Origin of the sequence: Polaromonas sp. SP1 (genome assembly GCF_003711205.1) — a bacterium.
Taxonomy (GTDB): Bacteria; Pseudomonadota; Gammaproteobacteria; order Burkholderiales; family Burkholderiaceae_C; genus Polaromonas.
Genome location: NZ_CP031013.1, coordinates 3,567,633 through 3,591,684 on the forward strand (window position 1 = coordinate 3,567,633; position 24,052 = coordinate 3,591,684).

Below are 24,052 nucleotides of genomic sequence, written 5' to 3' on the forward strand. Positions count from 1 at the left end.
CAGCAGCGCTTGCGGCGGGCGGGCCGCCATTATTTGAAGGACACCGACACGGGCTGCGCGCCCGCGAGCCCCTGGTAGGTCACGGTGGCCGTGAGGCCGGCCTTGGGCGGCAGCAGCGGCGAGAACGAGCCCAGGCTGATCAGGTCGCCCGGCTTCAACGCGATGCCCTCTTTGGCCAGCGCGCCGGCCAGCCAGACCACGGCATTGAGCGGGTGCTCCAGGATGTCGCTGCCCTTGCCTTTGCCCAGTTCTGCGCCGGCGCTGTCGGCCAGCACCACTGTCATGCTTGCCAGCGCACCCAGCATGGCATAGCGCTCGCCACGCGTCACGGGCACGGCCATCGGCGTGCCCGCCACACCCAGCCGCGCGCCCACATTGATGGCGCTGACCGCCGGGCCGTTGAGTTTGGGCGGCGCCTGCACCACCAGGTCGGGCAGTTCGATAAAAGGAATCACCTGGTCGATGGCTTCGAGCACATCCATGGGTGTTTTGGCCTGGTTGATGGCGGTGCTTTTCACGCGCACCAGCATGTCGGCCTCAAACAGCGGGCGCGCACCAAAGGCCGCGTCCACCACCGAGCCGCTGGGCAACACCATGCCTTCATAGAGCTTGCCCCACACCGGCTGGTCGTAGTTAAAGCGCTTTTGCACCGCCGGATTCGTCAGGCCCGCCTTGTAGCCGACCACTTTGCCGTGGCGCTTTTCCAGCAGCGCGTTGAGCTTGGCGCGGGTGCAGGCACCGTCGGCTTCGTTCAGGCCTTCGGGGTTGGCGGCCGGCGCCTTGGCCGCGATTTTTTCGGCCATGTCGTTCACCTGCGCGTCGGTCAGGCATTCGGCGCCGGCATGGAAGCCGGCTATCGCCAAGGTGACTGCGATCAGGGTTTGCTTGCGATGCATGGGATGTCTCCTGCGATTAAAGTAAAGAGAACGGAACGCCTGCCAGGCTATGAAGCCGTCAAGCCAGCTGCCCGGCCCCTCCGGTTGCGGTCCGCTTGAATGCGTTTTGGGTTCCGCATCGTACAACGCAGAAAGACACCCCGCATGGCCTTCATCTACTACGTCACCCAGATCCAGTTCGCGTTCGGCGCCGTCAAGCTGCTCAAGCAGGAATGCGAACGCGTGGGCATCACCCGCCCGCTCATCGTGACCGACCCCGGCGTGAAAGCCGCCGGCATTTTGCAAAAAGCGCTGGACGCCCTGCCCGGCATGAAGGTCACGGTGTTTGACCAGACGCCTTCGAACCCGACCGAGGCCGCCGTGCGCGCCGCCGCCGAGCTCTACAAAACGAGCGGCTGCGACGGCCTGATCGCCGTGGGCGGCGGCTCGGCCATTGACTGCGCCAAGGGCGTGGCGATCGCCGCCACGCACGAAGGCCCACTGACCCGCTACGCCACCATCGAGGGCGGCTCGCCGCTCATCACCGACAAGGCCGCCCCGCTGATCGCCGTGCCCACCACCAGCGGCACCGGCAGCGAAGTCGCCCGCGGCGCCATCATCATCGTGGACGACCATCGCAAGCTCGGCTTTCATTCCTGGCACCTGGTGCCCAAGACCGCCATTTGCGACCCCGAACTCACGCTCGGCCTGCCGGCCAAACTCACGGCCGCCACCGGCATGGACGCGATCGCGCACTGCATGGAAACCTTTATGTCGGCCGCCTTCAACCCGCCGGCCGACGGCATCGCCCTGGACGGCCTTGAGCGCGGCTGGGCCCACATCGAACGCGCCACCCGCGACGGCAGCGACCGTGATGCGCGCTTTAACTTGATGAGTGCGTCCATGCAAGGCGCCATGGCCTTCCAGAAAGGCCTGGGCTGCGTGCACTCCTTAAGCCACAGCTTGGGCGGCGTAGACCCGCGCCTGCATCACGGCACACTGAACGCGATGTTTTTGCCGGCGGTGGTGCGCTTCAATGCCGAGGCCGACTCTGTGCAAAAAGACAACCGCCTGAACCGCATGGCCCGCGCCATGGGCCTGGCTTCAGGCAGCGACATCCCCGAAGCCATTCGCGACATGAACGCCCGGCTGGGCTTGCCCGGCGGGCTGGGTGAGATGGGTGTCCAGCGCGGCCAGTTCAGCCAGATCATCACCGGCGCGCTGGCCGACCATTGCCACAAGACGAATCCGCGGATTGCGACGGCTGGGGAGTATGAGGAGATGCTGGCGGCGTCGCTTTGATGCAATTCATCTGATCAGCGTCCGGCCGTCGCGGCAACAGCCGCAGCTGCCGCTGCGGCCAGTTCGGCATCACTGAGGCTCGTGGCGCCAGCAAGTATCTTGCGCAGCGCCAGCTCCCCGCTGTGGTTGGCGCGGGTCGATGCGGCCGACCATTCTTTTTCTCCCATACGAAGCTTGAGATCGTCACTCATCGCCGCAGCGCATGCCGGCCACGGCTTATAGGGTGCGGCCGGTGCGGGATTGGGGGAAGTGACCAGGGGAGCGGCATTGGGGGCAGTGATCAGCAGGGAACTGAGCGCGATGGACTTGCCCGGGCGGCCGGTCACCGGGGCCGGCCAGGCGTCGGTTTGTGCCAGCAGCGTGAGCAGGGCCGAGCTTTCCATTCTGTTGCTGTCAATGGCAGAGCACCTGGCGACGTCGGCAACGAGCTGCTTCGCGGCTTTTTCGTCCCCCTGGTTCAACCATGATGCAGACGTGGCGAAACTCATTACGGACGAACAGCCCGTAGATGGCGCGCCGCCAAACCGGCGGCCATCAGACAGGTTCACCTGCATGCCGTTAACGTCATAGGTGTAGTACCGGCTGCCTTGCACGCTTTTGGCGATGCCCAGCACATCCTGCATAGCCGCCCGGTCGCTGCACAGCAAAGGTGGAACGCCACGCGCACAGTTTTCCAGTTGCGTGATGTCGGAAAGGGGCATGTCTTTCCAGTTTCTGGCCATCGCCGACGCGAAGTAACCGTCACACAGGGCTGATGCCCGCGTGGCCTCCTTTTTCTGCGCGACAGACAGCAGCGAAGACATGATGACAAGCACCACCGGAACCACCAGAAGCAGCAGCCCGCCGCGCAGTGCGGCGCTGGTTTTGAACAGCGTGACAAAGCGTTTGCTGCCGCGCTGCAGCAGGGGCGCGTGGTCCCGGGCCTCGCGCCAGGCTTCGATATGGCCGTCGGCAAAGAAAAGCCGGGCCAGGGCCGGCGACAGCGACTCCATGCGCTCTGCGTCATTGAGCAGCGTGAGGGCCATTTTCGGGTCGGGCGCCTCGGTCAGGGCAAGCCAGCGCCATTGTGAGGGCGCGTCCAGCACAGCCATCTCATACAGCAGCGACGAGATATAACTGCCGACGTGGCCCATGCGCTCCAACTGGCTGTGGCGGCCCGAATCCCAGTAGAAGGCCTGCGAGGCGGCCAGAAACAGGACGGCCGTGCGCTGGCCGAAACGGCGTGAGCCCAGCGCTTCCATCAGTTCGAACTCGAATGCCTCGCGGGCGGCCATCAGCATCAATTCGTCTTGCGCAAGCCAGCGCCGCAGGGCCGCCTGGGCGGCGGGCAGATCGGAGGGTGAAAACGTCAGCGTTTCGGCAAAACTGTCGAACGGCAAATGGCGGGGAAGCTCCTGCGGTGCGGGTCCGGGTGCCGATGCCTGGCTTTGCGCCTGGCCCGCGGCAACCAGCGGTTCCGGTTCCGGTTCCGGTGCTTGGGCGGGACGTGGTTCTTCTTCCACGTTCGTCCGCATCTCCGCGGCCTCTTCGCCTTTATCCGCGTCCTGCCCTGGGGCGCCCTCCTCGCCGGTGTGCCCGAAATCCTGGGCGCTTGCGGCAAACTCGGCCGTGAACCGCACGTGCGCCAGCGCGTTTTCGTAGTCCTGGCGCAAATCCGCAAAAGCCTGAGCTTGCGTGGCCGGGTCGATCAGCTTGAGTTCGCGCGCGTAGGCCCGCTTCACATCGCGCTCTGTCGCGGACTCGTCCAGCTGTAGACGAGCAAAACCGTTGCCTGAAAAGAAGATCATGCGTCGTCCAGCACGTAGCGGTCGGCGTCCAGCGTTTTCAGCAGGTCAACCAGTTCCTGTCGCGCCGGTGCGATGCGCCGCTGGTCCTGCGACTCGAGCACGACTTCAAAGCGCGTGATCACGGCCGCCAGGTGCTCCCGGGCCTGGCCCAGCAACTGGCTGTGAAAACGCTCGGCGCGCGCCATCAGCGTTCGGGTTTCCATCTGGTCGCGCGGGTGGATCTTCAGTTCGTGCAGGGCCGCCAGCCGTGCGGCGATCTGCTCGGGCGACAAATGGTCGGCGGAGTTTTCGATCACCAGGCGCACCGGCTCGCCCACGGCCTGGCGGTTCTTGTTGACGGTTGCCTCGACTTCGAGCAAGCCATTGACGTCGTAGGTGAAGCGCACGTCGACCGAGACTTCATGTGTACGCGCCGAGGGCAGGTTCACGCTGAACTCGCCCAGTTTGATGTTCTCGCTCACGCGGCGGCCTTCGCCCTGGTAGACACTCAGGCGCAACTCTTTCTGGAAGTCGACCAGCGGCGAAAACTGCTGCACCCGGCTGGCCGGGATCACGGTGTTGCGTTCGAGCACGGGCGCCATAAAGCCGCCGGCATGCCGGCCGCTGCTGATCTCACGGGATGTTTCGATGCCCAGCGTGTAGGGGCAGACGTCCGTCATCACGCGCTCGGAGAGCGCCGCGTCGTGCATTTTCAGGCCGGCCTGCACGGCTGCACCGAGCGCGACGACCTCATCGGGGTTCAGCGCCGTTTCAGGAAAACGCCCGAACATGCGCGTGGCCCATTGCCGGATGGAGGCCAGGCGCGTGCTGCCGCCGGCCAGCACCACGGCATCGAGTTCGGCCGGACGCAGCCGTGCGTCGCGCATGGCGCGCTCGACCGGCTCGCGCAGGCGGTCCATCAGCGGCTTGATGCAGGCCTCCAGCACCGCAGCGGTGAGTGTCATGGCATAGTCCCGGCCGCCGGCGTTGACGCTGACCGGGGCGCTCTCGGCCAGGGACAGCGCCTTTTTGGCGGCCTCCATGCGTGCGCCCAGCTGGGCGCGTGTGGCGGGGCGATGGAGTTCGGCGTCGGGCAAGCCGGTTTCACGCACAAAATGCGCGATCAGCAACTGGTCGATGTCTTCGCCGCCCAGCTGGTTGTCGCCCGCGGTGGCACGCACTTCCATCACGCCGTCGAACATCTCCAGCACCGAGACGTCAAAAGTGCCGCCGCCCAAATCAAACACCAGGAACTGCGTTTCGCTCTGCTTTTGGTGCATGCCGTAAGCCAGGGCCGCCGCCGTGGGCTCGTTGAGCAAAGTCACCTGCGCAAAACCGGCCAGCGAACCTGCCGTGCGGGTGGCCTGGCGCTGCGCGTCGGAGAAATACGCCGGCACCGTCACCACGGCTTCTGTCACGGGCTCGCCGAGCGCGGCTTCCAGGTCGGACTTGAGCGCCCGCAGCACCAGCGAAGAAAGCTCTTCCGCGCGGAACTCGCGTTTGCCCAGCCGAAAGGTTTTGGCGGTGCCCATGGCGCGCTTGAAGACGGCGGCCGTGCGTTCGGGGTGGGTTTGCAGCCTTTCGCGGGCGGCCTGTCCGACAAGAATCGTCCCGTCGTCATCGACGCTGACCACCGAAGGCGTCAGCACATCGCCCAGGGCGTTGTGAACCAGTTCCGAACGGCCGTTGCGCCAGATGGCAGCCAGGCTGTGCGTGGTCCCGAGGTCTATGCCGGCAATCATGAATCAATCCTCCCTGCGCCCCGATGAGGGCCTGTTTTTTATGCAACCGGCTATGGTACGCGACGTTCCCGCCGCGGGGCTCCCTGGCGGGGTTGCTTACAAGGGATGGATGTGTGCCATGTCCGGCTGCGCCAGCCACGCTTGCCATTCCTCGGCCAGCTGCGCGCTGGCGGCGGTGGCTGCGCTCCAGGCTTTTACCCTGCCCTGCAAATCGGGCCCATAGCGCACAAAGTCTGTGCGGTCAGGCAGTTTGCCGTTGGGCAGCTTACTGATCCATTCCTGATCGGGTGCCAGCAACACCATGTTGTCGAGGAAATGGGTGGCTTTGTGGCGCCATTTGAGCCCTTTGTCCAGCCAGCCGGGCACCACGGATTTCTGGAAATGCGGGTACAGCACCAGGCCGGCGGATTTCAAGCCATTTTGGCCTCCAGCCCAGTCTGCGCCTTGGCTTTTTGCTATCAAATCGCTAGCGTAGTTGAGGTGCAGGTGGTAGTCGGTGATGCCGCCGTCCCAGTAGGCGCCGGGCGGGCCGCCGGGCACGTTGTGCACCGAGCGCAGCACAAACGGGATGGAGCAGCTGGCCTGCAGCGCCAGCTTGAAGTTCTCTTCGCTCAGGTCGACCTGGCGTGTCCGGTAGTCGGTGGTGGCAAAGGGCAGTTGGGTGTCGGGCGTGGAAAACACCACGCGCTCCAGCCAGGCGCCCATGGCTTTGCGGTGCAGGCTGTTGGTGAGGAAGGCGCCGAGGTAGCCCAGCGGCGTGGCGAGCTTGTGCTCGCGGCCCAGCAGGTGGCGCCCGCGTGAGGTGACGATGTGGAGTTTGTAGCGCGGGTGCTGCAGCACCTCGTGCACGCGGCCTCCGTAAAAGTCTTTCAGGCTCTGGCCGAACTGCTCGCTTACAAAGTCGGCGGTCGGCCGCTTCTGGCCGGGCTGCAATTCGTAGTGCTGGTGGATGTAGTCGTGCTCGAGCCGGGCGAATCCGGCGGCCGGGTCATTCAGGCAGGCGGTGGCCATGCGCCAGGCGCCGATGGAGGCACCCACCAGGTGCACCGGGTGTGTGGTTTGCGCCAGCCAGTCGCCAAAAATGAAACGGTCGAGTGCGCCCAGAATCAAACCTTTGGGCCCGCCAGCTGCGCCCGGCACCACGCCGATGTCGGCCGGCTGCAGGCCGTTTTGCTCGATATGCCGGCGCGCGGTGGGGCCGGCGTAAATGCGGAGGGCTTTCATGGGGCGTGGCCTGATGCTGGTCTGCTATGGATTTGATAGCTGCTTGTGCAGGTGCTGATTGGGCTGGAGGCCTATTTGATCACTAATCCCCAGCGAACACTGTCTTTTGCGGGACCACCGCCCTGCCCTGCACCCACTGTCAGCCGCTTACTTCTTGAGCCCGGCCAGCTTGCTGAACGCCGACTCCATCGCCGTGGCCGCCGCCGGTTGCGGTGCGCCGGCGCGCCCGCCGCCGTAGTTGCCACCGCGGTTCTGCCCGCCGGGGCGAGCGCTTTCAAAACGGTTGTCGCGCGGGCCGTCCTTGCGGGCCGGTGCGGCGTCCAGCTTCATCGTCAGGCCAATGCGTTTGCGCGCCACATCGACTTCGGTCACGCGCACTTTCACTATGTCGCCGGTTTTGACCACTTCACGCGCATCGTTGACGAATTTGTTGGCCAGCTGGCTCACGTGGACCAGGCCGTCCTGGTGCACGCCGATGTCGACAAAGGCGCCAAAAGCCGCCACGTTGCTGACGGTGCCTTCCAGCGTCATGCCTTCTTTCAGGTCCTTGATGTCTTCGACGCCGTCGTTAAAGCGTGCCACCTTGAAGTCGGGGCGCGGGTCGCGGCCGGGTTTTTCCAGCTCGGTGATGATGTCCTTGACGGTGATCACGCCGAACTGCTCGTTGGCAAACAGCTCGGGCTTCAGGGTCTTGAGCATTTCGGCGCGGCCCATGAGCTCGGCCACCGGCTTGCCGGTGTGGGCCATGATTTTTTCGACCACCGGGTAGGTTTCGGGGTGCACACCGGTCATGTCCAGCGGGTTGCTGCTGCTGCGCAGGCGCAAAAAGCCGGCGCTCTGTTCAAAGGTCTTGGCGCCCAGCCCGGTCACCTTTAGCAAGTCGGCACGCGAGGCAAAGGCGCCATTGGCGTCACGCCAGCGCACCACCGATTTGGCCACCGTTTGCGACAGGCCCGACACGCGGGCCAGCAGCGGCACGCTGGCGGTGTTCAGGTCCACACCGACGCTGTTCACGCAATCTTCGACCACGGTGTCCAGGCTGCGTGCCAGGTCGCTCTGGTTCACGTCGTGCTGGTACTGGCCCACGCCGATCGATTTCGGGTCGATCTTGACGAGCTCGGCCAGGGGGTCTTGCAGGCGGCGCGCAATGCTGGCCGCGCCGCGCAGGCTCACGTCCACATCGGGCATCTCTTGCGACGCGAACTCGCTGGCGGAATACACGGACGCGCCGGCTTCGCTGACCACGACTTTTTCAATGACCTGCCCGGCCTTGGCCATGCCCTTGATCAGGTCGGCGGCGAGCTTGTCGGTTTCGCGGCTGGCCGTGCCGTTGCCGATGGCGATCAGGTTGACGCCGTGCTTTTCGCAGAGCTTGGCCAGCGTGTGCAACGAGCCTTCCCAATCCTTGCGCGGCTCGTGCGGATAGACGGTAGAGGTTTCAACCAGCTTGCCGGTGGCATCGACCACCGCCACCTTCACGCCGGTGCGGATGCCCGGGTCCAGGCCCATCACCACGCGCGGGCCGGCGGGCGCCGCCAGCAGCAGGTCGCGCAGGTTGTCGGCAAACACCTTGATGGCGACTTTTTCGGCGTCTTCGCGCAGGCGGGTGAACAGGTCGCGCTCCAGCGAAAGGCTGAGCTTGACGCGCCAGGTCCAGGCCACGGCCTTGCGGATCAGGTCGTCGGCCGGGCGGGCCTTGTGGCTCCAGCCCAAGTGCAGTGCGATCTTGCCTTCGGCGATGCTCGGTTTGCCCGGTTCGGCCTGCTCGGGCAACACCAGCTTGGCGTCCAGGATCTCCAGCCCGCGGCCGCGAAACACCGCCAGCGCGCGGTGCGAAGGCACGCGGCCGATCGGCTCGTCGTAATCGAAGTAGTCGCGGAACTTGCTGTTGTCGGCATTGTTTTCGTCTTTGCCCGTGACCAGCTTGGAGCTGAACAGCCCTTCGCTCCAGAGCCAATTGCGCAGCGACTGCACCAGGCCCGCATCTTCGGCCCAACGCTCGCTGAGAATGTCGCGCACGCCGTCGAGCACGGCCTGCACGGTGGTGAAGTCGTCGCCGCTTTCGTTCTTCTCGGCTTTCACAAAGGCGGCTGCTTCGTCGGCCGGCACCAATGAGGGGTCGGCAAAGAGTTTGTCGGCCAGCGGCTCAATGCCGGCTTCGCGGGCGATCTGGCCCTTGGTGCGGCGCTTGGGCTTGAAGGGCAGGTACAAGTCTTCCAGGTCCTGCTTGGTGGCGGCAAATTCAATGGCCGCGCGCAACTCAGGCGTGAGCTTGCCCTGCTCTTCAATACTCTTCAGAACCGCGTCGCGGCGCTCTTCCAGCTCGCGCAGGTAGCCCAGCCGCTGTTCCAGCTCACGCAGCTGGATGTCATCCAGCCCGCCGGTGGCCTCTTTGCGGTAACGCGCGATAAAAGGCACGGTGGCGCCGCCATCCAGCAGCTCTACGGCCGCCTTGATCTGGTTTTCCTGGACTTTGATTTCTGCCGCGATCTGGCGGATGATTTTCTGCATAGGGGGAGAAGATTCCGAAGAGGTTCGAAGAAAGCTGAAAAAGAAGAAATAAGCGGTAATTTGCCTCTGACGCCCAAACACAAACTGACGCCAAGGGTCGGCATTGTCCCACAGGCAAATCGCCCCTCGGCTACCAATAATGAAGAGGAGCTGAAAAGCAATTTCTTACATTTTTAGGAGGGCATCCATGCGAACTCGCACAATTCTTTTGGTGGTTTCCATCCTGCTGCTGGCGGGCTTTGTCGCCCTCAACATCGACGAGTTTTCCCGCACCAGCCTGCTTAGCCTGGGCGTCACCACCATCCAGGTCCCGCTGGGGCTGGTCATGCTCCTGCTGCTGGTGATTGCCACGGTCGTATTTCTGGCCAGCACGCTCTACATGCAGAGCAAAAACCTGATGGAAACCCGGCAATACGCCCGTGAACTCAACACGCAGCGCGAACTCGCCGACAAGGCCGAGGCCTCACGCTTTACCGAACTGCGCAGCTACCTCGAAGTGCAGGCGCTGGCCGCCCAGCACCGCGAAGCAGCGGCCGGCACCGTGCTGGCCGAGCGTTTTGCGCAGCAACAGCAGGCGCTTTTGGCACGGCTGGAGCAGTCCGACAACGCGATGGCGGCCTATATGGGTCAGCTCGAAGACCGGCTGGAGCGGCGCGATGGTATTCCGGCCCTGGAAAGAGACCACCGGACGATGCCGCTCGTGTAAGACGGGCGACGCGGGCGACGTGCACGGAGCCCGGGAGCGCGGCGCAGCCGGTTTGCGGACCTTGCAGCGCTTTCCCGCAAAATGGGCGAGATGGACTCTTTCCACACACCACCGCCCTCTTTGCGCCCACCCACAGCAGCCGACTACGCCGCTCTTGCCACATGGGTGATAGACGCCGACAGCTGCGCGCGCTGGGCCGGTCCGAAACTCCCATTCCCATTTGATCCGCAACAACTTCCAGCGCTGCTGGCCGAGCCCGGCGCCCACAGCTTTGTGCTGAGCCGCGGCCCGGGCGAAGCACTGGGGTTTTGCCAGTTCTGGGTGCGCGAGGCAGGCGTAGCCCACCTGGCGCGCATCATCCTGGCACCTTCGGCGCGCGGCCAGGGCCTGGCCGTCACGCTCTGCCGCCTGCTGATGGACGAGGCCGCGCGCACCGTGGGTGCGCAAGCCTTCACGCTGCGTGTGTACCGCGACAACCACCCGGCGCTGGCCACTTACGAGGGTTTGGGCTTTGCGGTTGTGCCTGACCAGTCCGATGAGCGCATCTTCTTTATGCGGGCCGTTCGCTAAACTGCTCCTTCCTCCCGTCGTTTCCCCCGCCACCATGTTCTCCCTGTTCCTTAAATGCCTGCTCGGCGCCCTCGCCGTGCTGGTGATCGCGCTGTTGTCCCGCTCGCGCAGCTTTTTCATCGCCGGCCTGGTGCCGCTGTTTCCCACATTTGCGCTGATCGCGCATTACATCGTTGGCAGTGAGCGCTCTGCGGCTGATTTGCGCACCACGGCCTTGTTCGGCCTGTGGTCGCTGATTCCTTACGCGGTCTACCTGATCGCGGTGTACTGGCTCAGCGTGCGGACAACGCTGACGGTGACGCTGGCGAGCGCCACTTTGGCCTGGGCAGTCGCTGCGGGCGCACTGCTGCTGGGCTGGAGCCGTGTGAATGGGTGAGCCCCACGGTCGCTCACTTCGTGTAGCTCCCTGCCCCGAGGGGCCGCCCGCCTGCGGTCTGGCAAAGCCAGTCCCGCGGCTCATGCTGGATGAAAGACCTTCGCTCACCCTCTTTTTGCTGAGACGGCCTTAAATTTGCTTGAGTCACAGCCGTCGCCGCCAGTCATTGATCTCTACGCAAGCTCCCTGCCATGTTCGAATTCATCAAACCCCCCCTCTACATCCGCCTGTCGCCCTACCGCCTGACGGTTCGCAATGCCAAAACGGGTGAGTTCATTTCAGAGCCGCCTGAAGTCGCCATCTCCCGCGGGCCCAAGCCCAAGGTGCTGGGTGCCGGTGATGAGGCGGCGCTCTACAAGTCCAGCAAGTCGGCGCAGGTCGTCAACCCCTTCACCCACCCGCGTTCGCTGATGTCCGACTTCACGGCTGGTGAGCAGGTGCTCAAGGCCTTTGTGAAAAAACTGCACAAAGACGCCCTTTTTTCCGCGTCACCGCGCGTGGTGCTTCACCTCCAGGGTGACCCCGCCGGCGGCTTCACGCAGGTCGAGATTCGCGCTTTCCGCGAAATGGCGCTGGGCGCCGGCGCGTCCGAGGTCACGATCTGGCAAGGCCCGGACCTGACGGACGAGCAGGTGCTGTCGCGGCACTACCCGTCCAACGGCCAGGTGCTGGAATGACACCGGCCGGCGGCGCGGCAGACCTGCGGGCGTTGATGCGGCAGTTCCCGCATGCGGGCCGGCTCGAACAGATTTTCTTGAGGCCTGCGCGCCGCAGCCCGGTGCTGGCGGTACAGACCGCAACAGCAATCGCCGGCCGCGGCCTTGAAGGCGACCGCAGCGCAGCCGGCGCGCCCGCCCGGCCCGAAGGCAGCAAACGCCAGGTCACGCTGATCCAGGCCGAGCACCTGCCGGTGATCGCCGCCCTGCTCAAGCTGGGCGCGGTCGATGCCGCAGTGCTGCGCCGCAACCTCGTCGTGTCAGGCCTGAACCTGCTGGCCGCCAAAACGCTCTTCAAAGACCAGCCCATGGTGCTGCGAATTGGCGACGTGGTGCTGGAAGTCACCGGCCCGTGCGAGCCCTGCTCACGCATGGAAGACATCCTGGGCGCCGGCGGCTACAACGCGATGCGCGGCCATGGCGGGCTGACGGCGCGGGTGCTGCAGGGTGGCCTGCTGCGGGTGACGGATGCCGTTGTGTGCGAACGGGTTGAACATCGCGACGGGCAGATGCTATTGATTTAATAGCGCCTCGCCTATGTACTGCCTGGGCTGGAGCGGTATTTCTTACATAAATAGAACCTGTGTTCAAGCCCGGCGGATTGATGCCAAACCGCCCCCCAGCATGGGTATTTCGCATCCTTCATACTGGACGGCCCTTCTACTTTCCGGTGTCCCAGCCCCCATGAACAAAACCTCGGTCGACAAGCAAAAAATCAAATTCCTGCTGCTCGAGGGCATCCACCCTTCCGCCGTAGAGGTTCTCAAGGCCGCGGGTTACTCCAACATCGAAAGCCTGGCCGGCGCGCTGCCGGACGACGAGCTCAAGGCCAAAATCGCCGACGCGCATTTTGTCGGCATCCGCTCGCGCACCCAGCTCACGGCCGAGGTGTTTGCCCACGCCGGCAAGCTGGCGGCCGTCGGCTGTTTTTGCATAGGCACCAACCAGGTTGACCTGAACGCCGCCCGCGAGCGCGGCATCGCGGTGTTCAATGCGCCTTTTTCCAATACACGCTCGGTGGCCGAGCTGGTGCTGGCCGAGGCGATCTTGCTGCTGCGCGGCGTGCCCGAGAAAAGCGCGGTGGCGCACCGCGGCGGCTGGCTCAAGTCGGCTGACAACGCCTACGAAATCCGCGGCAAGACGCTGGGCATCGTCGGCTACGGCTCCATCGGCACGCAGCTGTCGGTGCTGGCCGAGGCGCTGGGCATGCAGGTGGTGTTTTTTGACGTGGTGACCAAGCTGCCGCTGGGCAATGCCCGCCAGGTCCCGCAGCTCAAGGATCTGCTGGCCCAGTCCGATGTGGTGAGCCTGCACGTGCCCGAAACGCAGGCGACGCAGTGGATGATTGGCGCGGCCGAGATCGCCGCCATCAAGCCCGGCGGCGTGCTGATCAACGCCTCGCGCGGGACGGTGGTCGAGATCGAACCGCTGGCCGAAGCGCTGAAGCAAAAGAAACTGCTGGGCGCAGCGATCGACGTGTTTCCGGTGGAGCCGCGCACCAACAAGGACAGTTTTGAGTCGCCCCTGCGCGGCCTTGACAACGTGATCCTGACACCGCACGTGGGCGGCTCGACCATGGAAGCGCAGGAGAACATCGGCATCGAAGTGGCCGAAAAGCTGGTGAAGTACAGCGACAACGGCACTTCGACCTCTTCCGTCAACTTTCCGGAAGTGGCGCTGCCGGCCCACCCGGGCAAGCACCGCCTGCTGCACATTCACCGCAACGTGCCGGGCGTGCTGTCCGAGATCAACAAGGTGTTTGCGGCCAACGGCATCAACATCGCGTCGCAGTACCTGCAGACCAACGAAGCCATCGGCTATGTCGTGATCGACATCGATGCGGCGCACTCTGACATGGCGCTGGCCAAGCTGGCCGAGGTGCCGGGCACCATTCGCAGCCGGGTGTTGTTCTAGGGCTTTTTCGCTATTTGCTATCTATTTGATAGCGAAATCCCTATACGCTTATTGGGCTGGAGGCACTTTTTTCTTATAAAAAGTGCCGGGGCATTAATTGGCCGGTGCGGCCGGCAAGCCTGCCGGCACCTGAAGGCCCAGCAAATTGGCCAGCGCAGCGGTGGGCATGGAGCCCTCTTGCTTGACCAGTGCGCCGGTTTGCGCATGGGTGCCGACTATGCTCGGGATGGAGCTGAAGCCCAGCCGGGTCATCAGTGCGGTGTTTTTGGCGACGGCCTCTTTTTGGGCGTCGGCATTGGCGCCCGCGCTGATGCCGCCGCGGCCTGCCTTGAGCGATGCCTCGTGTTCATCCATCGCGGCCACCGGGTCGCCGGCGGCGAGCAGGGTTGCACCCTGCGCCGTGCTGGCCGCATTGAGGATGCCGACGGGAATCCAGACAAACTTGGCCTGCGACTTCAGCGGCTTGGCGGCCGCCCACAGCGCGGCGCAGTGTGGGCATTGCGCGTCAAAAAACACATACACCGTGCGCTGGCTCATTTGTGAGCCGGCGATAAAGCCCTGGGCCTCGGCGGCGATCACGGCGGTGGAGACGGGGGTGCTGCCCGCGGCTTTTGCGGCAGCAGCGTCGGGTGCGTCGTTGCAGCCGGCCAGCAACAGGCTGGCTGCGAGCACAGCGGAGGTCGAAAGGAGATGCAGGGGTTTGAACATGGTGACTGCCATAGAGGAAATGAACGGCAAGAATAGCGCAGCCTGCCCTACTTCGACAGCGTATCGGCCAATTCCCCCGCCAACATGAAGAACTCGGGCGAACGCTGCACGGACACATGGGTGGCGTTCATCGCGTAGGTCACGCGCGTCTTCACGCCGCGCGCCTGCAGGGCGCGGACATAACTTTCACTGAACAGGGACAAGGTGTTTTCGTCCTTGTTGCCGACGACCACGCGGATCAAGGTGTCCGGGCTGGCTTTGGCCGCTTCCGCCAGGGGCGAAATGCTGCGGCTCCAGACGCCGGACTTGCCCGCCGAGCTGCCGCGCCACTGCCGCCAGGCCGGCACATCGCAGGGGCAAGCGGCCAGCAGGTAGGCATCCGCGCTGCCGGGAAATCGGCTGGCCAGCAAGGCGGCCATGGCCGCGCCGCCCGAATGGCCGATCAACAAAATCTTCTTGCCGGGGTTGAGGCTGCGCAAGTTGCCCAGCGCGGCGGCCATGATTTCGGTGTTGCGGGGCGTGTAGTCGTCATCCCCGGCGCCGGACTCGCCGTCGGAGGTACCCAGGTCGCTGCGGTAACCGGGCCGCTGCATCGCAATCGTGACGGCCTGCAGCTTCTCGGCCAGCACTGCGGCGGTGCCGCTGTCGGCTTTCAATTCAATGCGCCCGCCGTTGTCGCCGTGCAGGAAAACGACCAGCACCTTGGGTGTGATCCGGGATACCTGTCCTGGCGGCAGCGTACGGATGACGAGGCAATGGCGGGCGTCCCCTGCCCGCTCAATGCCGTCCGCAGGTCTTCCGTCGGGGCATTTGGCGGCCTGTGCCAGCGCGCCCGTCCCCATCAGGCCAAGCAGCAGGCCGGCAAGAGCGAAGCGGCCGCCGCGCATCAGGCTCCGCGAAGCGCGGCCTTCAATTGCTGGCCGATCTCCGGTTTGTCGGCAAACGGGTCGGTCGGGTTGCGCGCCTGCAGCACATCTTCAAGCCGTGTCTGCACCGAGTTGATGGCTTTGGGGTGGCTGTAGATATAAAACTTGTTGCTGGCGATGGCGTCGAATACGAGCTTTGCGACGTCTTCTGCCGTGACCTTGCCGGAGCCGACGGCCTTGCCCGTCATGGCCTGCTGGATCATCTGGCTCTTGGTGGGTTTCCCGGCGCCCAGCTCGGCCGGGCGGTTGCGGTGGCTCATGCCGATGCCGGTGGCCACAAAGAAGGGGCACAGAACCGAGGCGCCGATCTGGTCGGTCACCAGGCCCAAATCCTGGTACAGGGTTTCGCTCAAGGCCACCACGGCGTGCTTGCTGACGTTGTACACACCCATGTTGGGCGGATTCAGCAGGCCGGCCATGCTGGCGGTGTTGACGATATGGCCCTGCCAGGACGGATCCTTGGCGGCGGCTTCGAGCATTATGGGTGTGAAGATGCGCACGCCGTGCACCACGCCCATCACGTTGACGCCCATCACCCACTCCCAGTCCTTGAGGCTGTTCTCCCAGATCAGGCCGCCCGCACCCACGCCGGCGTTGTTGAAGACAAAATGCGGCGCGCCGAAGCGCTCAAACACCGCCTGGCCCATGGCCTCCATTTGCGCGGCACTGGAAACGTCGAGCTTGAACGACAGCACCTGGGCGCCTGCGGCCTTCATCTCTTCGCTGGCTTTGTCCAGCGCGTCCTGCTGTACATCGACCAGCACCAGGTTCATGCCCAGTTTGGCGCCCAGGCGCGCGCATTCGAGGCCGAAGCCCGAGCCTGCGCCGGTGAGGACAGCTGTTTTGCCTTTGAAGTCGGTGATCATGTTGGGCTTTCCTTGAATGGTCTGGATGGGAAAATTGTCCCCGAGGCGCACGCGCGCAGCTGTCGCTCAGGCAACTCGCAGCATCTCGATGTGCGGGATGCCGTCTTCGATGTAGGGCTCGCCGTTTTGCACAAAACCGTGCTGCCTGTAGAACTTTTCCAGCCGCGCCTGGGCGCCTATGCGTATGGGCTGCGGGCCCCAGTGCTCCAGCAGGCGGGCGATGGCTTCCTTGATCAGCACATGGCCGATGCCGTCGCCGCGTGCCGACATGTGGGTGACCACGCGGCCAATGCTGGCCTCGGCAAATTTTTCGCCGGCCGCAAAGCAGCGGGCATAAGCCACCAGCCTGCCGCCCTTTGCCTTGTCCACACCCATCAGGTGCATGGCCTTCTGGTCGGCGCCATCCATGTCCTGGAAGGGGCAGGACTGCTCCACCACAAAGACCTCGCTGCGCAGTTGCAGCATTTCATACAGCTCCAGCGTGGTCAGCACGCTGAAAGGAACAAAACGCCAATCGATGTCGGGAGTACGGTTCATGCGGGTGTGGCCGCTTTCAACGAGTAACCAATGCGCGGGAAATGCACGTGGACGGTGCCCACACGCGGATCGGTGCGGCGCAGCGTGTAGTGCATGCGGGTGGCGGCGACCAGCTCGCCTTCGGTGGGCTCAGGGCCGAAGGCTTCGCTGGTGATCACCACCTGGCTGCCCAGCGGGATGCCGTGTTCGTCCTGGAAGATATCGTCATGCAGCGGTGCGGGCATGGCCGCAGTGGCCACCGCAATGGCCTCTGCCGCGCTGAATTTTTCAACACTGCCGTGGCCGATGGCGGCCATGCGGTCCATCCAGTCGAGCACGGCGGGCGTGAGCTTGAGGATGCCGGCCAGCACCGGGGTTTGCACCCGCGTGAACCACAGCGGGTGGTACATCGCGAAGTCGGCGATGCAAGGCACCTCGCCGAGCAGGAAGGGCCGGTCGTCCAGCATGTCGGAGATGCGCCGCAGGTAGGACTTGTAGGCCGCGGCGGCGTCGGCAGAACGGATGCGCGGCATGCCGAAGCTCATGGCCTTGCGGTCTTCACCGAAAGCGCGGGCGGCTTCGGGCGGCGCTTTTTCAAAGATCTGGGCAATGCCCTTGGGCTGGCTGTTGTAGGCCATGGCGGTCCAGAACAGCGTGTTGTCGGCCCAGTGCGCCAATGTGCGGGCCATGCCCTTGCTGGGCTCGGGGTACACCGAGGGCTCGGGTTGTAAATGCTCCAGCACGTCGCTGATCAGGGCGGTGTCGCAGTAAATGTCGGCGCCGATCTGCAGGATGGGCGTCTTGCGGTAACCGCCGGTGAGCGCCACCACGTCGGGCTTGGGCATGATCATCGGGATGATGACGGACTTCCAGGGCAGGTTTTTGTAGCCCAGCATCAGCCGCGTCTTTTCGGCAAAGGGCGACGCGGGGTAGTGGTGAAGAATCAATTCGGCCATGGGTGTCTCCGTTGTTGTTGATGTGCGCCCGCCTTATCGCGGCATGGCTCTGGTAATGATGCTGTCGAAATCGGTGCCGGCGCCCAGCGTGCCGAAGGACTGGCCCCAGTTGCCGGCAAGGCGTGAGTCGCAGAAAGCGCTGAAGACGCCGGACGGTGCCGTTTGCAGCAGCAGCGCGGCCTGCACCGCCAGCGCCACGTCTTGCGCCAGGCGGCGCGCTTCAACTTCGCTGGCCATCTCTTCAATGCGGGTGGGCAAGGCGGCGGCCAGTTTGTCCAGCGCGGGGTGCGCGCCTCTGGCGGCGGCCAGCTCCTGCGCCAGCGCGGCCACGGCATCGGCCTTGCGCAGGGCGCGCAGCAAATCCAGCGCCATGATGTTGCCCGCGCCTTCCCAGATCGAGTTGAGCGGCATTTCGCGGTAGACGCGGGCCATGATGCCTTCGCCGCCCTCCTCCACATAGCCGTTGCCGCCCAGGCATTCCATCGCCTCTTGTGCGAAATGGCTGCCGCGTTTGCAGATCCAGAATTTTGCGACCGGCGTGAGCAGGCGCGCCATGGCGGCTTCGTGCGCATCACCCGGCCGGTCAAAGGCCCGCGCCAGGCGAATCGCCAGCGCCGTTGCGGCTTCAGATTCAAGGGCGAGGTCGGCCAGCACATTGCGCATCAGCGGCTGGTCGATCAGCAGCTTGCCGAAGGCCTTGCGCTGCGAGGTGTGGTTCAGCGCCAGCGCCAACGCCTGGCGCATCAGGCCGCTGGTGCCCAGCGCGCAATCGAGCCGGGTCATCGTGCCCATCTCGAGGATCTGCGGAATGCCGCGGCCTTCATCGCCGACCAGCCAGGCCTGGGCGTTTTCAAACTCCACTTCGGAGCTGGCGTTGGCCTTGTTGCCCAGCTTGTCTTTGAGGCGCTGGATGCGGATGGCGTTGAGGCTGCCGTCAGGCAACACGCGCGGCAGGAAGAAGCAGGACAGGCCGCTCCTGGTCTGCGCCAGCACGAGGAAGGCATCACACATGGGCGCCGAGAAAAACCATTTGTGGCCGGTGATGGCATAACGCTCGCCCCAGCCGTCGCGGCCTGCGGGTTCGGCGCGTGTGGTGTTGGCCCGTACGTCAGAGCCGCCCTGCTTTTCCGTCATGCCCATGCCCATGGTGAGGCCGGGTTTGGCCTGCCAGAGTTTGAGCTCGGGGTCGTAGGCGCGGCTGGCCAGCTTGGAGCCCCAGTCGGCGTAGATCGCGGTGTTGCCGCGCAGCGCGGGTGTGGCGGCGTAGGTCATGGAGATGGGGCACAGCGTGGAGGGTTCGAGCTCGGTGAAGAGCGTGAAGCCTGCGGCGCGCCGCACATGGGGAGACGGGTTTTCGTCAGACCAGGGCGAGCCGTGCAGGCCCGAGCCCGTCGCCAAACTCATCAGCGCGTGATAGCTGGGATGAAACTCCACCTGGTCCACACGGCGGCCAAACCGGTCATGGCTGTGCAGCACCGGTCCGTGGACGTTGGCCAGCCGCGCATGCGTCTGCATCGCGGTGCTGCCCAGCGCGGCGCCCAGCTGGCTCAGCTCAGCCGTGTCCAGCGCCGGTGCGTTGAACTTCAGCGCATCGCGTAGCGGCCGGTTGCTGTCAAACAGGTTGTAGTTCGACAGCGCGGCCGGCTGGTTGAAAACTTCGTGGGTGGGGTTCATGGCAAACCTCCTGATCGAAAAGCTTAGATCAGCTTGACGAGTTGTTTGCCGAAGTTTTTGCCCTTGAGCAATCCAAGGAAAGCTTCGGGCGCCGCCTCAATGCCCTGCGCCACGCTTTCACGCGGGCGCAGCTTGCCGGTGCCGACCAGCGTGCCGAGCTCCTTGAGCGCTTCGGGCCAGACTTCCATGTGCTCGCTCACGATAAAACCCTGTACCTTGAGGCGGTTGGTGAGTATCAGCGCGGGGTAGGTCAGCGGCATGGGCTTGCCGTCGTAACCGGCGATCATGCCGCACAGCGCGATGCGGCCAAAGGCGTTCATGCGCGGCAACACGGCGTCCAGCACCATGCCGCCCACGTTTTCAAAGTAGCCGTCAATGCCGTCCGGGCAGGCGTCCTTGAGCGCCTTGGAAAGCGAGGCGGCATCGGGGTGCAGCTTGTAGTCGATGCAGGCGTCAAAGCCGAGTTCTTCGACGGCGTATCGGCATTTGTCAGGCCCGCCGGCGATGCCGACGGTGCGGCAGCCGCGCGCCTTGGAAAGGGCCGCAAAGGCACTGCCTACGGCGCCAGTGGCGGCACTCACCACCAGGGTCTGACCGGCTTTCGGTTCAATGATCTTCACCAGGCCGTACCAGGCGGTGACGCCGGGCATGCCGACCGCGCCCAGGTAATGCGACAGCGGCACATGGGTGGTGTCGACCTTGCGCAGCGCACCGGGCTGGTCGGCATTGACCACGCTGAACTGCTGCCAGCCGCCCATGCCGACGACCTTGTCGCCGGGCTGGAATTTGGGCGAGCGGCTTTCCACCACCTCGCCTGCCGTGCCGCCCTGCATCACCTGGCCCAGCGGCTGGGGTGCGGCGTAGCTTTTGGCGTCGTTCATGCGGCCGCGCATGTAGGGGTCCAGGCTCAGGAAATGGTGGCGCACCAGCACCTGGCCTTCCTGCAGGTCAGGCGTATCGCTGGAGACCAGCATGAAGTTGCTGGCGACGGCCTCACCGCTGGGGCGGTTGTCGAGGAGGATTTGCTGGTTGATGGGCATAAAAGTCTCCTGTGATGGTGTGGTGCGGCCGCAGTACCTGCGGCTCTTTTGCTACTGATTTGATAGCTGAAAACCAAGGTGCTACCTGGGCTGGAGCACGTTTTTGTTATAAAAACTCAATCCGTCGAAATCGCGCTGGACGCGCTCTCGGGGCCCGTGGGCAGCCGCTTGACGTACTTGAAGGTACCGGTCGAATGCGCGCAGGCATTGCCTGATGCATCGTAAAGCGTCGCTTCGGTAAACGCCATGGTTTTGGTACGGTGCAGCAGCTTGCCCTTGCCCGTCAGCCGGCTGCCGTCGCCCGGCGCCGGCCGCATGAAGCTGGTCTTCATCTCGATGGTGACCACGCCCATGTCTTTTTGCACGCTGCGCGCGGCGGTGGCCATGGTCACGTCCATCAGCGTCATGATGGCGCCGCCGTGCGTGACGGCGAAAGAGTTGAGGTGTTCGGGTTTGGGCGCATAGCCGATGGCCGAAGTGCCGCCTTCGAACAACTCCAGCTCAAAGCCGAGGTGGTTGACGAAGGGGATGTCGGCGCCGAAGTTCATGACCTGCTCCCAACCCATTTCGGCTTAACCGCCAGTTACGACTGATACGCCGCCATCGACGGCCAGCCACTGGCCCGTGATGTGCTTGCCGGCATCCGACGCGTACAGCACGCACAGGCCCTTCAAATCTTCGTCGTCACCGAGGCGGCCCAGCGGCGCGTGCGAGGCGAGCTTTTCCTCGCCCAGCGCCTTCAGCGTGCCCACGGTCATCTTGCTCGGGAAAAAGCCCGGGCAGATGGCGTTGACGGTGATGTTGTACTTGCCCCATTCGCAGCCCAGCGCGCGGGTGAAATTGACGACAGCGCCCTTGGAGGTGTTGTAGGCCACGGTGGTCATCTCGCGCGGGTTGCCGCCCAGGCCGGCGATGGACGCCACGTTGATGATGCGGCCGTATTTGCGGGCGATCATGCTGTGCTTGGCGATGTGCTGGCTCAGGATGAAGTAGCCGCGAATGTTGAGGTTCATCACCTTGTCCCAAGCTTCGACCGGGTGGTCTTCGGCGGGTGCGCCCCAGGCGGCGCCGGCGTTGTTGACCAGGATGTCGACATGGCCCAGGCGTTTGATGGCTTCATCGGCCAGCGCGCGGATATCTTCTTCTTTGGAGCAGTCGGCGGCGATCCAGTCGACGTCAATGCCGGCGGCTTTGAGTTCGGCGGCCGACTCGACAAGGTCTTCAGCCTTGCGCGAGCTCAGGATGACCTTGGCGCCGGCTTCGCCCAGCGCCTGGGCCAGTTGCAGGCCCAGGCCGCGCGAGCCGCCTGTGACGAGTGCAGTTTTGCCTTTGAGGTCAAACAGTTGCTGGATGGTACGGGTCATGAAAGGTCTCCTGGGATGTTGTCATCGGCTTCGCCGTCGTTGCCCTTGAGCGGCTCAAACGGCTGGTGAGATGAAGGGTTGCGGATAAAGGGAAGATGGTTTTTGGGGTGGCTGCCGATGTTGGCACAACATGGCGCCGGCTTGCAGCGCGGCTGTCATGGCGGCGACTTCGGCATCAGCGGGATACGTCAGGGGCCCACGTTAATGCGGGAGCGCACATAGATCAGCACAAAGCCGACGGCCGCGACGATGCCGCCGATGACCACAATCGACCAGCCGATCGTGTCGTCAATGCGCTGGACCGACAGACCCAGCACCAGCGTCAGCAGGCCGCCGTAGATCAGGATCCAGATCAGCGACTGCAGGCGGGCGACTGATTTGTTGGACACCGGCTCGGCGGACGGTTTGAAAAATGACATTAAAAAGCCTCCTCGGGCAGATCGGCGCAGGTCAGGTCGCGGGTTTCAACCACCTTGAGCCAGGCGTCGATCTTGGGTAACTCATAGTGATAAAAATAGCGTGTAGCCCCCATCCTGCCCGCATGGGATGCTCCTGAATTGGTAGCACCCTGCGGCAGCGAGAGACTGGCCAGGGCCACGTCCAGCCAGATCCACGCCAGCACGGTGTGGCCAAAGGCCTGCATGTAGGGTACCGCATTGGCCAGCGCCTCGCCGGGCTCGCCTTTGGCCCAGGCCGCCTTGGTGGCGCTGCCCACATGCTGCAGCGCTTTGCCCAGCGCGTTGGCATGCACGGCCAGCTCGGGCCGCTGGATGGCTTTTTCAATCGTGGCGTTGATGCGCGCGGCCAGCAGCTGCAGCCCCCTGCCCCCTTCCATCAGCACCTTGCGGCCCAGCAAGTCCATGGCCTGGATGCCGTGGGTGCCTTCATGAATCATGTTCAGCCGGTTGTCGCGCCAGTACTGCTCGACCGGAAAGTCGCGCGTATAGCCGTAACCGCCATGCACCTGGATGGCCAGCGAGTTGGCCTCCAGGCACCACTCGCTGGGCCAGCTCTTGGCAATCGGCGTCAACACCTCGAGCAACAGGCGCGCGTCGTCGGCGGCCTGCGCATCGGCGGTGTGGTGCTCGTCGACAAGGCGCGCGCAGTACAGCTCCAGCGCCAGCGCGCCTTCGCAATAGGCTTTTTGCGCCAGCAGCATGCGTTTGACATCGGCGTGCTCGATGATGCGGATCTGCGGCTGGGCGGCGTCCTTGCCGCCCACACCGACGGGCCGGCCCTGCGGACGGTTTTTGGCGTAATCCAGGCTGGCGTAATAACCCGCCATGCCCAGCATGGTGGCGGCGGTGCCGACGCCGATGCGCGCCTCGTTCATCATGTGGAACATGCAGCGCAGGCCCTCATGCGGCTTGCCGACCAGGTAGCCCACGGCGCCCGCCTCACCATCAACCGGGTATTTGCCTTCGCCGAAATTGAGCAAGGTGTTGGTGGTGCCGCGCCAGCCCAGCTTGTGATTGAGGCCGGCCAGTGCCACGTCGTTGCGCACACCGGTGAGTTCGCCCCTCGCGTCGACCATTTTTTTGGGCACGATAAAAAGCGAAATGCCACGCGTGCCGGCAATCAGCTTGCCATCCGGCCCGGGAATCTTGGCCAGCACCAGGTGGATGATGTTGTCGGTCAGCTCGTGTTCGCCGGCCGAGATCCACATCTTGTTGCCCTTGAGGCGGTAACGCGCACCCAGCGGGTCGGCCTCAAAGCCGTCGCCGTCGGGCACCGCACGCGTGGTCACGTCGCTGAGCGAGGAGCCGGCTTGCGGTTCCGACAAACACATGGTGCCGGAGAAGCGGCCGGAGAACTCATTCTTGGCAAAAACCTCTTTCTGCATGTCGGTGCCGTGCACCATCAGCAGGTTGGCATTGCCGGTGGTCAGCAGGCCCGAGCCGATGCTGACCGAAGCCATGGCGAAGAAGGCGTTGGCCGCTGCTTCGACTGTGTAGGGCAGCTGCATGCCGCCGACTTCATAGTCTTGCGCGGCGCTGAGCATGCCGGAAGCGGCATAGGCCTTTTGCGCATCGTGCGTGGCCTGCGGCAGGATGACTTTTTCGCCGTCGAAATGCGGCTCCTGCGTATCGACCGTGCGGTTGAACGGCGCGTACTTTTCGCGCGCGATGCGTTCGCAGGTGTCGAAGACCGCGTCAAAGGTTTCGCGCGAATGGTCGGCGAAACGCGCGCGCTGGTTCAGCGATTCGGCCTCAAGCCATTGGTAAAGCAGGAAGTCGAGGGTGGGCCGAAGGCTCATGACGGCCTCCGCAGTACGAACGAAGACGGCAAGGCAGGAAACG

The 24,052-nt window shown here is 64.4% G+C and carries 23 protein-coding genes; 7 read left to right on the top strand and 16 right to left on the bottom strand.

All coding sequences use genetic code 11. The annotated features are described in order from the left end of the window. Positions 1–29: 29 nt before the first annotated feature. Positions 30–896 carry a 2-keto-4-pentenoate hydratase gene (locus DT070_RS16925; RefSeq protein ID WP_122956449.1) on the bottom strand — a complete coding sequence of 289 codons (867 nt, stop codon included), beginning with the start codon at positions 894–896 and terminating at the stop codon, positions 30–32. Positions 897–1,040: 144 nt separating this feature from the next. Between DT070_RS16925 and DT070_RS16930 the strand changes: the two genes are divergently transcribed. Next, positions 1,041–2,177: an iron-containing alcohol dehydrogenase gene (locus tag DT070_RS16930; protein ID WP_122956450.1), complete on the top strand. Its 1,137-nt coding sequence runs from the start codon at positions 1,041–1,043 to the stop codon at positions 2,175–2,177. A 14-nt stretch (positions 2,178–2,191) separates the two neighbouring features. Here DT070_RS16930 and DT070_RS16935 read toward each other — a convergent pair whose 3' ends face one another. The 4 genes from DT070_RS16935 to DT070_RS16950 all read right to left on the bottom strand — a co-directional run bounded on the left by DT070_RS16935 (position 2,192) and on the right by DT070_RS16950 (position 9,420). Further along, the gene (locus DT070_RS16935; RefSeq protein ID WP_122956451.1) at positions 2,192–3,964 is read right to left on the bottom strand and encodes a hypothetical protein; all 1,773 of its coding nucleotides are present in this window, start codon (positions 3,962–3,964) and stop codon (positions 2,192–2,194) included. After that, positions 3,961–5,685: an Hsp70 family protein gene (locus tag DT070_RS16940; RefSeq protein WP_122956452.1), complete on the bottom strand. Its 1,725-nt coding sequence runs from the start codon at positions 5,683–5,685 to the stop codon at positions 3,961–3,963. The genes DT070_RS16935 and DT070_RS16940 overlap by 4 nt, the downstream gene beginning before the upstream one ends. A gap of 96 nt (positions 5,686–5,781) precedes the next feature. After that, the gene (locus DT070_RS16945) at positions 5,782–6,909 is read right to left on the bottom strand and encodes a patatin-like phospholipase family protein (RefSeq protein ID WP_122956453.1); all 1,128 of its coding nucleotides are present in this window, start codon (positions 6,907–6,909) and stop codon (positions 5,782–5,784) included. A 147-nt stretch (positions 6,910–7,056) separates the two neighbouring features. Next, positions 7,057–9,420: a Tex family protein gene (locus tag DT070_RS16950; protein WP_122956454.1), complete on the bottom strand. Its 2,364-nt coding sequence runs from the start codon at positions 9,418–9,420 to the stop codon at positions 7,057–7,059. Positions 9,421–9,607: 187 nt separating this feature from the next. On the opposite strand from DT070_RS16950, the gene DT070_RS16955 reads away from it, so the two are divergent. The 6 genes from DT070_RS16955 (at position 9,608) to serA (ending at position 13,702) form a co-directional block, all read left to right on the top strand. Beyond that, on the top strand, positions 9,608–10,126 hold the full coding sequence (locus tag DT070_RS16955) for a hypothetical protein (protein ID WP_122956455.1): 519 nt from the start codon (positions 9,608–9,610) through the stop codon (positions 10,124–10,126). A gap of 90 nt (positions 10,127–10,216) precedes the next feature. Continuing rightward, positions 10,217–10,696 carry a GNAT family N-acetyltransferase gene (locus DT070_RS16960; protein WP_164483775.1) on the top strand — a complete coding sequence of 160 codons (480 nt, stop codon included), beginning with the start codon at positions 10,217–10,219 and terminating at the stop codon, positions 10,694–10,696. Positions 10,697–10,730: 34 nt separating this feature from the next. Next, on the top strand, positions 10,731–11,072 hold the full coding sequence (locus tag DT070_RS16965) for a GlpM family protein (protein WP_122956457.1): 342 nt from the start codon (positions 10,731–10,733) through the stop codon (positions 11,070–11,072). 191 nt (positions 11,073–11,263) lie between these two features. Beyond that, positions 11,264–11,749, top strand: coding sequence for a rod shape-determining protein (locus tag DT070_RS16970; RefSeq protein ID WP_122956458.1), 486 nt, complete (start codon positions 11,264–11,266; stop codon positions 11,747–11,749). Continuing rightward, positions 11,746–12,312 (top strand): MOSC domain-containing protein, encoded by a 567-nt coding sequence (locus tag DT070_RS16975; protein WP_194965906.1) that lies wholly within the window; start codon positions 11,746–11,748, stop codon positions 12,310–12,312. Before DT070_RS16970 ends, DT070_RS16975 begins: the two co-directional genes overlap by 4 nt. A gap of 160 nt (positions 12,313–12,472) precedes the next feature. Beyond that, positions 12,473–13,702, top strand: coding sequence for a phosphoglycerate dehydrogenase (gene serA / locus DT070_RS16980; RefSeq protein ID WP_122956459.1), 1,230 nt, complete (start codon positions 12,473–12,475; stop codon positions 13,700–13,702). Positions 13,703–13,795: 93 nt separating this feature from the next. On the opposite strand, the gene DT070_RS16985 is transcribed toward serA, so the two are convergent. The 11 genes from DT070_RS16985 to DT070_RS17035 form a co-directional block, all read right to left on the bottom strand. Further along, positions 13,796–14,410 carry a thioredoxin fold domain-containing protein gene (locus DT070_RS16985; RefSeq protein ID WP_122956460.1) on the bottom strand — a complete coding sequence of 205 codons (615 nt, stop codon included), beginning with the start codon at positions 14,408–14,410 and terminating at the stop codon, positions 13,796–13,798. Between the two features lie 47 nt (positions 14,411–14,457). Continuing rightward, positions 14,458–15,297, bottom strand: a complete 840-nt coding sequence (locus DT070_RS16990) for an alpha/beta fold hydrolase (RefSeq protein WP_122956461.1) — start codon at positions 15,295–15,297, stop codon at positions 14,458–14,460. Further along, positions 15,297–16,202: an SDR family oxidoreductase gene (locus DT070_RS16995; protein WP_122956462.1), complete on the bottom strand. Its 906-nt coding sequence runs from the start codon at positions 16,200–16,202 to the stop codon at positions 15,297–15,299. Before DT070_RS16995 ends, DT070_RS16990 begins: the two co-directional genes overlap by 1 nt. A gap of 66 nt (positions 16,203–16,268) precedes the next feature. Further along, positions 16,269–16,739, bottom strand: coding sequence for a GNAT family N-acetyltransferase (locus tag DT070_RS17000; RefSeq protein ID WP_122956463.1), 471 nt, complete (start codon positions 16,737–16,739; stop codon positions 16,269–16,271). Then, a complete protein-coding gene (locus tag DT070_RS17005; RefSeq protein ID WP_122956464.1) occupies positions 16,736–17,674 on the bottom strand; it encodes a glutathione S-transferase family protein in 939 nt (312 codons plus the stop codon). Before DT070_RS17005 ends, DT070_RS17000 begins: the two co-directional genes overlap by 4 nt. 33 nt (positions 17,675–17,707) lie before the next feature. Then, complete coding sequence (locus DT070_RS17010) at positions 17,708–19,348, bottom strand: isovaleryl-CoA dehydrogenase (RefSeq protein ID WP_122956465.1); 1,641 nt, start codon at positions 19,346–19,348, stop codon at positions 17,708–17,710. A 23-nt stretch (positions 19,349–19,371) separates the two neighbouring features. Continuing rightward, on the bottom strand, positions 19,372–20,388 hold the full coding sequence (locus tag DT070_RS17015; protein ID WP_122956466.1) for an NADP-dependent oxidoreductase: 1,017 nt from the start codon (positions 20,386–20,388) through the stop codon (positions 19,372–19,374). Between the two features lie 116 nt (positions 20,389–20,504). Then, on the bottom strand, positions 20,505–20,936 hold the full coding sequence (locus DT070_RS17020; protein ID WP_122957464.1) for a PaaI family thioesterase: 432 nt from the start codon (positions 20,934–20,936) through the stop codon (positions 20,505–20,507). 24 nt (positions 20,937–20,960) lie between these two features. Further along, positions 20,961–21,752, bottom strand: a complete 792-nt coding sequence (locus tag DT070_RS17025) for an SDR family oxidoreductase (protein WP_122956467.1) — start codon at positions 21,750–21,752, stop codon at positions 20,961–20,963. A gap of 188 nt (positions 21,753–21,940) precedes the next feature. Further along, complete coding sequence (locus tag DT070_RS17030) at positions 21,941–22,171, bottom strand: hypothetical protein (RefSeq protein WP_122956468.1); 231 nt, start codon at positions 22,169–22,171, stop codon at positions 21,941–21,943. After that, positions 22,171–24,009 (bottom strand): acyl-CoA dehydrogenase, encoded by a 1,839-nt coding sequence (locus DT070_RS17035; protein WP_122956469.1) that lies wholly within the window; start codon positions 24,007–24,009, stop codon positions 22,171–22,173. Before DT070_RS17035 ends, DT070_RS17030 begins: the two co-directional genes overlap by 1 nt. Between the last annotated feature and the right edge of the window lie 43 nt (positions 24,010–24,052).